This is a genomic window from Ligilactobacillus sp., from assembly GCF_036846325.1.
In the GTDB taxonomy this organism is placed as follows: Bacteria; Bacillota; Bacilli; order Lactobacillales; family Lactobacillaceae; genus Ligilactobacillus.
Genome location: NZ_DAIUCE010000069.1, coordinates 1 through 9,874, shown reverse-complemented (window position 1 = coordinate 9,874; position 9,874 = coordinate 1). Strand labels below are relative to the sequence as shown.

The following is a 9,874-nucleotide window of genomic DNA, read 5'->3' as shown; positions in this document are numbered from 1 at the left end:
CGTTTTTAGAAAAGCTGAAAAAAAACGTAAAAAAATACTTACCAAAAGTACATGGATTTTTTACAAGTTGTTGGTACTATTAAAGCATAGATTGAGTGATGAAAATCAATCAATCAACTCCCCCTTATAAGCAGAAAACATATCACCATCCCCCAATGGTGAATGTATATACTCCCTATAACATACCTTTTTTCTCCGTGGCGCCCCAACCACGGAGTTTTTATTTGTGCTGGAAAGCATGAAGATGTGGAAAAGGGAAAAGAAAAGTTATCAACAAGGTTGTGGATAACTTTGTGGATAAACGCTTTGGAAAACAATCCACACCCTTTTCAATCGCTCAAAGATTGTTAAGTCAAAGTCTGGCCGGGCCTTTTGTTTTCTGAACGTCAAGAAAGTTCACCGGTTTTTCAGATTGCATGAGGCTTTGATGTTTCTGGTCTGCCTTCAAGAATTTCCTAAAGAAAAACTTAATTGTGACAATAATGTTCATTTTAATAAAAACTAAAACAAATCACTAACATTCCTTAAGTTATCGGATGTACTATACAAGCATAGGCTGATGAGATATCAACCTTCTCCCCTTTTTATGTAAGTAATAACCGCCACCTCCAAGGCGGTAATTTCCCCAATAACATAACCTTTTTTTCCCGTAGCAGGCATTTGCCTCTGCGGGTTTTTTTGATGTTGATGACTGAAGGAATGTCGGAAATAATCCAGGGTCGTCTTTTTCCTTTTGAAAAAATCCGGGTTTGTCCGTAAATAGGAATGAGAGCTGGAATTTACGGGCAAATTCCCAAAACCGCCGTTTTGCCCGTAATCAGAGACTGGAATTTACGGGCAAATCCCCAAAATCGCTCTTTTGCCCGTAATCCCCTCCTGGCACACTGACTGAGCAGGTAGTGTGCGGCACTGCATTTTTCAAGAAGGTCATCCATAGAAAAAATGCCAGACAAAATCAGTCGCAATTCGACCGATCTGTCCGGCATTCATTTAGTTCAATATTCTATACATACTGCGTAATCATTCAATCGGAGACTGATCAGCTGAACAGCCCCTTGACCCAGTCGACGAATTTCTGCCAAAGACTCTTTGCTTCTGACATCGTCTTCTTTCCAGACTGACTGTTTGCCCAGTTCTTAGCCTTGTTCATCAGGTTTCCGGCCGAGTTCTTGACGTTGTTGATCGTGTTGTCAACGTTCTTGACGTAGTTCTTGCTGGAAGAGATCGGCGAATTCTGGAAGTTGAACAACGCATTCGTGATCTGCGTAACGTTGTTTGAGGAAGTCTTGTCTTCAATGCCGCGCTTTTCAAGTGCTTTGTTCAGCATATCCTGAATGTCCTGTTTGGTTGCAAGATCCTTGTTGTCCTGTTTCATTTGTGCCAGCTGCTTTGAAACGTCGCCGATTGCCGCCATCAGTTTGCCGGGGTAGGTTTTGTCATCTTTGTTGGCATCGATTGCGGGTTGCGTTGCCTCAAGCATCTGGTTGGCCGTGGAAGTGTTCTGGGTATTGAGTGAAACGCCGTCGGTTGCGAGAGCCTTGTAAACGCCCGTCAAGGCCGATTCGCCTGAAACTGGGCGGTTTGCGGTGACAACGATGCTGACGTCTGTGACGCCGGCCATTTGCGCAACCATTGCGTATTGTTGTGAGGTGACTTTGGTGATGTTGTCTTCGCCGTCATAGTTTTTGATGTTGACTTTGACGCCTGAACCGGGATCTCCGGGAGCGATTGCGACCGAACTGATCATTGCGGCATCCGTCGTGCTGTCCTGCTGACTGATGTATTTGGAATAATCGGCTGCCGTTGCGGTCAGCTTCTTGAATGAAGAATCTGCCTGGAAAACGTCATCGAGTTTGGAACGGACCTCTGAGCTCGTACCTGCGCCGTAAACGACGTAGGAAGAGTTCAGGGTGTGCGTTGAGCCGGAGCTTGAGGAATCATCCGTTCCATCGGCAAATGCAGTGCCTGCGCCTGCCGAAACTCCGCTCAGAGTCAAGGCTGCCAGAAAAAGGGCAGCGGCTTTCTTGAAGTTGAATTTCATTTTTCATCCTCTTTTCTGAAATTTTTCAATTCCACAACCAAGTAGATTATAACATGTAACGTATTTGTAATATTTCAAGAAAAAGTAAAATTGTGCGAATTTTCATTGTTGTCGCAAACGCAGGAATGAATGTCTGATTTGATATATAGATACAAGATATAGGGTGTGTTAACTATCCTTAATACCACATATTGAATTTCCCCTTGAAATAAGGTTGTGAAGGTCATATAATGGATTATGTTTTATATAGGGAGGAATTTAGAGATGTTTGACCGCTACAAAGACGTTTTGACGCATTTGCCTGAGTACTCGCATAATGTTTTTCGCAAAGGGTATTTTTCATGGCTGCTTAATCAGTGCAAAGGCTGGGGGACGTTCAGTTACGCTTTATTGATGTTTAACTTTGTTCTGCAGGTGATTTCGCTTGTTCAGTCGGTCTCTCAGGCACCGCTGCAATCAATCATCGCATTCATTGGCGGCAATCTGTCCGTTGCCTGCGTCATCGGGATTTCGAACCGTTCTGGGATTCAGGGCTGGGCAGGCGCGATTTCTGCAATCTGCATCGCAACGACCGGATTCATGGCAGGGAATTTCGCAACTGCCTGGGAACAAATCGGATACCTGTTGTTTCTTGACCTGTTCTGCATCCTTGATCCGAAATGGAACAACGATATTCAGGCAGAAAAGTTTGAAAGCCGGATTGAATGGCTCAAATACTTGATTTTCTTTGGAGCGGCATGGGCCGTACTCTACGGGATTTTCAGCATGACGAGCGATCCGCGCGTTTTTCTGGACAGCCTGAATCTGGCAATGGCAATTACAGGTTCCCTGCTTGAGCTCAATCGCAAGCGCGAGCAGTATTACGTCTGGACGATTTCATCCGTTTTCACGATTGCCCTCTGGACTCAGACAATGCTTCAGGGCGACGGCAATTTTGCCTTGATTTTCAGTTATGCCGTCTTCTTTTTAAACGATATGTACGCATTCTTCAGCAGGCACGGCTGGTTTAAAGTAACGAACGAATGATTATCCGGGACCGAAAATGATTTCGGTTCCTTTTTTTGTGCTTAATGATAACCGCATGTGGTAAAATTGTACGGTAGAGCAGTTAATTGTAAGAGAGAAAATTTTGGGGCTGATTTTATGCAAAAAGAACCTGAAAAAAAGTCTGGTCAGATTCCGGAGTTTCTGAAGAACGAACGGTTGAGAAAGCTGACCCTGATTCTCTTCGGGGCGGTTATCCTGTGCACTGCATTTGCCTTCATGTTAAATGCAGTGTTCGGATTGATTATTCTTGTCTTAAGCATCATAACTCTTGTTGTTGCTTACAACGGCCTGAAGCAGATTGCTTCCGACACGTCTGAATACATCTCTGATCTGTCTTACCGCATTAAGCGCGGTGAGCAGGAGGCGTTGATCAAAATGCCGATCGGGATTTTGTTCTATGATGATCATGAACGCATCGAATGGTACAATCCTTATATGCAGAAGTATTTTTCGCGCAAGGATATTCTGGGAAAGAGTCTGAGCGAAGTTGATGAGGAGCTGGCAGACCGGCTCCGAGATCATCGTGATGAAAAGAAGGCAAGCGAGGTCAATCTTCACGGAAGGTCATATTCGTTCATCGTTCAAAAAGACATCAATGCCGTTTTTCTGATGGACGTTTCATACTATGCGGCCATCAAGGAACAGTATGAAGATTCGCGAATCGTTTTGGGACAGCTTTTCCTGGACAATTATGATGAAGTGACCAAAGTCATGAATGACAAGGACCTGTCAAATCTTGACAACTTCATTACGAATACCCTGTCCGACTGGGCACGGGAATTTGAAATCTTTTTGAAGCGAGTTGATGACGACCATTTCTTTATCCTGGCATATACCGGAGCGCTCAGAAAGCTTGAAGAAGAAAAGTTCAAGATTCTGGATGTTATTCGCGAACGCACGTCGAAGCGAAACTCGCCGCTGACGCTTAGCGTCGGGATTGCCTATGGCGGGGATGATTTAGCTGAGCTTTCGCGACTTTCGCAAAATAATCTCGATCTGGCTTTGGGACGTGGAGGAGATCAGGCGGTCGTCAGGGAAATCGCCGGTCAGGCACGTTTTTACGGCGGCAAGACTAATCCGATGGAAAAGAGGACGCGTGTCCGTGCGCGGATGATTTCCCAGGCGCTGAACGAATTGATGATGCAGTCTGATGATATTTTTGTGATGGGTCATGCTTATCCTGATATGGATGCCATGGGTGCCTGTCTCGGGTTGAGGCGGATTGCGACCATGAACGGCAGGAAATGCTGGATTGTCCTGGACAGGGACAATCTTCATTCCGATGTATTGCGGCTGCTTAAGGCGCTTGATCAGTATCCTGCAATCAAGGGTTCGATCATTTCACCGAAGGATGCATTGGAAAAAGTTAAGAAGAACAGCCTGCTCATCATGTGCGACCATTCGAAGCCATCGATTTCGATTTCGCCGGAATTATATGAGAAGATGCAAAACCGCGTCATGGTGATGGATCACCACCGTCGCGGAGAGGAATTTCCCGATAATCCGATTTTGGTCTATATTGAACCATATGCAAGTTCAACCTGCGAACTCATTACGGAAATGTTTGAATATCAGGGACGGGACAGCGAGCCGATCAACAAGATCGAAGCTACTGCCATGCTGACCGGGATCATCATTGATACCAAGTCGTTTTCGCTTCGGACCGGCACGAGAACGTTTGATGCCGCAAGCTATCTGCGCTCGGTCGGAGCTGATCTCGGGATGGCGCGTCACTTTATGAAGGAAAGCGTTGCAAGCTATATGCAGCGAAGTCATCTGATTGAACGCACTGAATTTGACGAACATGGCAATGCGATTTGCTGCGGCGAAGACGGCAGGGTGTATGATCCGGTCATTGCCGCTCAGGTTGCGGATTCCCTGCTTGGCGTTTCAGGCGTTGAAGCTTCATACGTGATCACGTTCAGAAAAGAGAACCTGATCGGCATTTCGGCACGAAGCAACGGCGAATTCAACGTCCAGGTCATCATGGAACAGATGGGCGGCGGCGGACATTTGTCAAATGCCGCAACTCAGATCAGCGGAAAGACGATTGCAGACGTTCATACAGAACTGCTGACGATTATTGAAAATGCACGTGAAAATCAGGAATGAAACGGAGGAACTGAAATGAAAATTATTTTTACACAAGATGTCAGAGGCAAGGGAAAACGCGGTGAAGTCAAGGAAATGGCCGATGGATACGCTAACTTCCTGATCAAGGAAGGCAAGGCCAAGCGTGCCAATGCTCAGGCAATGAGCGAACTCAAAGGGCAGAAGCGCGCTGAAGCAAAGAAGGAAGCCGAACTTCTGGCGGAGGCAAGGGAACTAAAGGAAAAACTCGAATCAGGCAATTACGTCGTTGAGCTGAAGGCAAAGGCCGGAAGTGACGGCCGCTTGTTCGGATCAATCACGTCAAAGCAGATTTCACAGGCGCTTCAACAGCAATTCGGTTTGAAGATCGACAAGCGCAAGATGGAACTTGCCGCTCCGATTCGCTCAATGGGGTACGTCAACGTTCCTGTCAAGCTTCACAATGACGTAACGGCGAAAATTCGCGTTCATATTTCAGAAAAATAACCGCGATTCAAGTTTTCGGAAAGGATGAACAGTTTGGATAACGATCTTTTAGCAGGCAACATGCCTCCCCAGGACATCGGTGCCGAAAAGGCGATTCTGGGTGCGGTTTTCCTGAATCCTGAAGCCCTGGCCGATGTGATGGAACAAGTTGAGCCGGACGATTTTTACAGTCGTCAGCACCAGATTTTGTTTCAGTCGATGATTGAACTGAACGATGCCGATCAGCCGATTGATGTCTTGACTATGAAATCTTCCCTGGAGACTAAGAATCAGCTGGATGATGCCGGTGGTGTCGCTTACCTGGCGGAATTGGCCAACTCTGTTCCTTCTGCCAGAAATGCGGCTTACTATGCCAGAATCGTATCTGCAAAATCGCGTTTGAGGCAGCTGATCAGAACCTCGACGGACATCATTGCCCTGGCACAGAAACAGGATGACGACGTTGAAAACATCCTTGATGAGGCGGAACGGCAGATCATGGATGTTTCCGAGAGACGCAACAAGGCTGGCTTCAAGCCGATTCGGGAAGTCGTCGACGAAGTGTACAACCATTTGTATGATTTGTCGAATAATAAAAGCGATATCACCGGTCTTTCAACTGGGTACAATAACCTCGACAAAATGATTTCGGGTCTTCAGCCTGACAACCTGATTATTCTGGCAGCGCGTCCTGCCGTCGGGAAAACGGCTTTTGTCCTGAATGTTGCCGAAAACGTCGCCATTGACTCGGACGTGCCGGTTGCAATCTTCTCGCTTGAAATGAGCGCAGAGTCGCTTGTCAATCGTATGCTCTGCGCAAGAGGACCCATCCAGGCAGACAAGCTCCGTGATGGAAATCTTGATGATGAAGACTGGAGCAGGCTCTACGCTGCAACTGATGCGCTGGCCAGAACAAAGCTTTATATTGATGATACGCCGGGAATCAAAATGGCTGAAATTCGTGCCAAGTGTCGCCGGCTTGACAAGGAAACGGGCGGTCTCGGTCTGATCGTCATCGATTATCTTCAGTTGATTGAAGGATCAAATAAGGAAAGCCGCCAACAGGAAGTTTCAGAAATTTCCAGACAGCTTAAGAAACTCTCAAAAGAGCTTTCCGTTCCAGTCATTGCATTGTCCCAGCTTTCGCGTGGCGTTGAACAGCGTCAGGACAAGCGTCCGGTCCTGTCCGATATTCGCGAATCAGGCTCAATCGAACAGGATGCCGACATCGTTGCATTTCTTTATCGTGATGATTACTATGAGCGCGAAGAAGGCGAAGGAGACTCCGATGATGCAGGGTCAGGTCAGCAAAATGACAATGACGCCGGCGAAGTTGAGCTCATCATCGAAAAAAACCGTGCCGGTGCGCGCGGAACTGTTCATCTGGTTTTCCTCAAGGCATTCAATAAGTTTACGTCAATCGAGACCAGGGAAGCTCCTGGTCCTGTCTGATCAATTGCAAAAATAGTTTGGAAAGAATATGACTCAAATCGAAAAAATCGGACAGGGTTCGCAATTCGTCTGCGGACCCTGTCCGATTTTTTTGTGTATGCAGGACAAATTCCCGTGATGACGGAAGCGGTTCAATCTGAAATTCAAGGTTTAATTCGTTGCTTCGACTGCCGCCTTGACTGCGCATTCCAGGCACCTGGCCGTTTCTTCAAGTGATTGCGAGCTTGTTTTTCCGTCATGAACCTGTTCCGGAACGTAAGGAACGTGAATGAAACCGCCACGTGCTTTTGAAGCACCGGAGGCTAAGAGATGGAGCAGGCGATACATCGTATCGTTGCAGACGTAGGTTCCGGCGTGGTAGGAAATTCCGGCCTTGAAACCGGCGTTTTTACAGGCGGAAACCATTTGCTGAAGTGGCAGCGTTGCAAAGTAGGCAGCCTGACCTGCTTCAATGACGGGTTCATCGTGCGGCTGATTGCCGGCATTGTCAGGAACGGAAGCATTCTGACAGTTAATGGCAATTTTTTCAAACGTCAGGCCGCATCTTCCGCCGGCCTGACCGACGCAGATGATGATGTCCGGATCAAGTTCTTCGATGCTTTGTTCAAGCAGCGCGCCGTTTTTTCCAAAAACGACCGGCAGGCGGAGAATATGTATCCTTGCATTGTCAATTGTTTCGGGCAAAAGTTTTAAAGCTTCATAGGAAGGATTGATTTTTTCGCCTCCGAACGGCTCAAAGCCAGTCATCAAAATGTTTTTCATCATATTTCATTTCCTTCTTTTCTTGACATCCTTCTTCAATTATAGCAAAAATAGTTTATAATGTTTTTTGTTTGATTTTTTTCGAAGGGACTATTCATAAATGAAGTTTACCAAATTTGAGATTATCGTTCATGTCGTTGCGCTGGTTGCGCTTTTGATCACGCTCGCGATCATGTCGGCTGCGTCGGGAAAGGGATTTTCAATTACGCTGCTCCTGCTGGGAGTGCTTTATTACGTCGTTTGCGTCGTCTTGTTCAAGCTCTGGATAATCTGGCGCGCCAATCATCGGCGTTAGGAAAAGGGAGGCATTCAGTTGACGCGCAAACAGATTCACGTAATGACAATCGGCCTGCTTCTGGCCAATGTGATGTCAGGACTTGATGCGACGATTATAAATACGGCACTGCCGGCCATTATTGCCGATTTGCACGGAATTTCCTACATGGGTCTGATTGTTTCCGTCTTTTTGCTCGGCATGTCCGTGTTTACGCCGCTCTGGAGCAAATTCGGAGAGCGCATGGGCAACAAAAAGGCCTTTGAACTGGCAGTGGTTTTGTTTATAGCCGGTTCTGCGCTTGAGGGGCTTTCCCCGAATATTTTGTTTTTTGTCTGCGCCCGGTTGCTGATGGGGGTCGGTGCCGGCGGGCTCGGAGCGATTCCGTACATTATTTTCGGAAACGTCTATGAAAATCTGCATACGCGCTCGATTATCCTGGGGTTCGTTTCAGCAGTCTATGGTGCGGCTTCGATTACGGGACCGCTTGTCGGCGGATTGATCGTCGATTCGTTCAGCTGGCACTGGATTTTTTATATCAACGTTCCAATCGGGTTGCTGATTATCGCAATTATTCATTTTTCGTATAAGGAAAAGGTCGAACCAGTCGACAAGAAAGTCGACTGGCTGGGTTCTTTTCTGTTGGTCAGCGGGCTTACCTGCATTCTGATGGGCATTCAGTTTATCGGCAGTGAATCGGAAATGCTTGTCATCGGGCTGATTGTCTCGGGAATCATTCTGTGCATTTGCCTGGTTCAGGCAGAAAAGAAGGCAGGCGATCCCGTCATGCCGCTGCATATTTTCAAAGACCGTCTTCTGGTTCTGGATTTCACTCTGTTTGCGGTCATCTGGGGAGCTTCGATTGCGTTCAACACATACATTCCTCTGTGGGCACAGGGGCTGCTTGGAATGAGTGCGTTGATGGGCGGTCTGACGCAGATTCCGGCCTCGGTCTTTGATTTTGCCGGTTCACAGCTTTCGGCGTCGATTCGCGAGCGGTGGTCCTTTGCCGGTGCGGTCAATCTCGGAATTCTATCCCTGGCCGTTGCGGAATTCGGCCTGCTTGTTGCCAAATCCAGTGCTTCATTTGTTTTTCTGTGCATCGTAGCAGCTTTTGGCGGGTTTGCGGTTGGCTTGATCTTCAACGTTTTGCAGATCAAGGTTCAGTATGACTCATCCAAGCAGGATATGGCGGTTGCCACGTCATTCAGTTTTCTGATCAGGATTTTAGGGCAAACCCTGATGGCCTCGATTTACGGTGTCTTGATGAACATTGCACTGAATCTTGGAGTCAGGCGATCCGACGGCAGAATCACGCTTGCGATGATGAACAAATTGAGCGATGCGAAGTCGGCCGGAAAGCTGCCGCAGGAATTGCTGCCACAGATGCGCGCAATCATGCATTCCGGAATTCAGATCATTATGGCAGTCGCCTTGCTGCTTTTGGTTCTTGCGTTTTATCTGAATATAAAATGCAGGGAAGCTTCGGAAAATCAGTCCTGGAAGCAAATGCATTGAGATTCTTGAAAGGCGGGCCGGGAAAAAAGCTATGTCTCGAACAAAAGTCCTGGATGATTTGCAGTTAACTGCAAAATTCATCCGGGACTTTGTTTGTGTATGCAATGTTGAATGTGTGCTTTGCCCGTAATCGAGAGCCAGGAATTTACGGGTTCATGAGCGCCCGGCTCCACACCTTGCCTGAATTGGGTTCAGACCAGCAACAAGGCTCATGATAAGTTCGT

Annotated in this window: 8 protein-coding genes; 6 read left to right on the top strand and 2 right to left on the bottom strand. The window is 47.1% G+C overall.

The window, feature by feature from the left end:
- Positions 1-1,039: 1,039 nt before the first annotated feature.
- On the bottom strand, positions 1,040-2,041 hold the full coding sequence (locus V7Z60_RS07185) for a DUF1002 domain-containing protein (RefSeq protein ID WP_334117156.1): 1,002 nt from the start codon (positions 2,039-2,041) through the stop codon (positions 1,040-1,042).
- A gap of 264 nt (positions 2,042-2,305) precedes the next feature.
- Here V7Z60_RS07185 and pnuC point away from each other — a divergent pair, with 264 nt between their 5' ends.
- From pnuC to dnaB, 4 genes are all read left to right on the top strand, one after another.
- Positions 2,306-3,067, top strand: a complete 762-nt coding sequence (gene pnuC / locus V7Z60_RS07180) for a nicotinamide riboside transporter PnuC (RefSeq protein WP_334117155.1) — start codon at positions 2,306-2,308, stop codon at positions 3,065-3,067.
- A 117-nt stretch (positions 3,068-3,184) separates the two neighbouring features.
- Positions 3,185-5,200: a DHH family phosphoesterase gene (locus V7Z60_RS07175; protein ID WP_334117154.1), complete on the top strand. Its 2,016-nt coding sequence runs from the start codon at positions 3,185-3,187 to the stop codon at positions 5,198-5,200.
- A gap of 15 nt (positions 5,201-5,215) precedes the next feature.
- Positions 5,216-5,665, top strand: a complete 450-nt coding sequence (rplI, locus tag V7Z60_RS07170) for a 50S ribosomal protein L9 (RefSeq protein ID WP_334117153.1) — start codon at positions 5,216-5,218, stop codon at positions 5,663-5,665.
- A gap of 33 nt (positions 5,666-5,698) precedes the next feature.
- Complete coding sequence (dnaB, locus tag V7Z60_RS07165) at positions 5,699-7,096, top strand: replicative DNA helicase (protein WP_334117152.1); 1,398 nt, start codon at positions 5,699-5,701, stop codon at positions 7,094-7,096.
- Between the two features lie 150 nt (positions 7,097-7,246).
- On the opposite strand, the gene pcp is transcribed toward dnaB, so the two are convergent.
- Positions 7,247-7,858 (bottom strand): pyroglutamyl-peptidase I, encoded by a 612-nt coding sequence (pcp, locus tag V7Z60_RS07160; RefSeq protein ID WP_334117157.1) that lies wholly within the window; start codon positions 7,856-7,858, stop codon positions 7,247-7,249.
- A gap of 100 nt (positions 7,859-7,958) precedes the next feature.
- On the opposite strand from pcp, the gene V7Z60_RS07155 reads away from it, so the two are divergent.
- Both V7Z60_RS07155 and V7Z60_RS07150 read left to right on the top strand, forming a co-directional pair.
- Positions 7,959-8,153 (top strand): hypothetical protein, encoded by a 195-nt coding sequence (locus tag V7Z60_RS07155; RefSeq protein WP_334117151.1) that lies wholly within the window; start codon positions 7,959-7,961, stop codon positions 8,151-8,153.
- 18 nt (positions 8,154-8,171) lie between these two features.
- Positions 8,172-9,650, top strand: a complete 1,479-nt coding sequence (locus V7Z60_RS07150; RefSeq protein WP_334117150.1) for an MFS transporter — start codon at positions 8,172-8,174, stop codon at positions 9,648-9,650.
- Positions 9,651-9,874 lie beyond the last annotated feature (224 nt).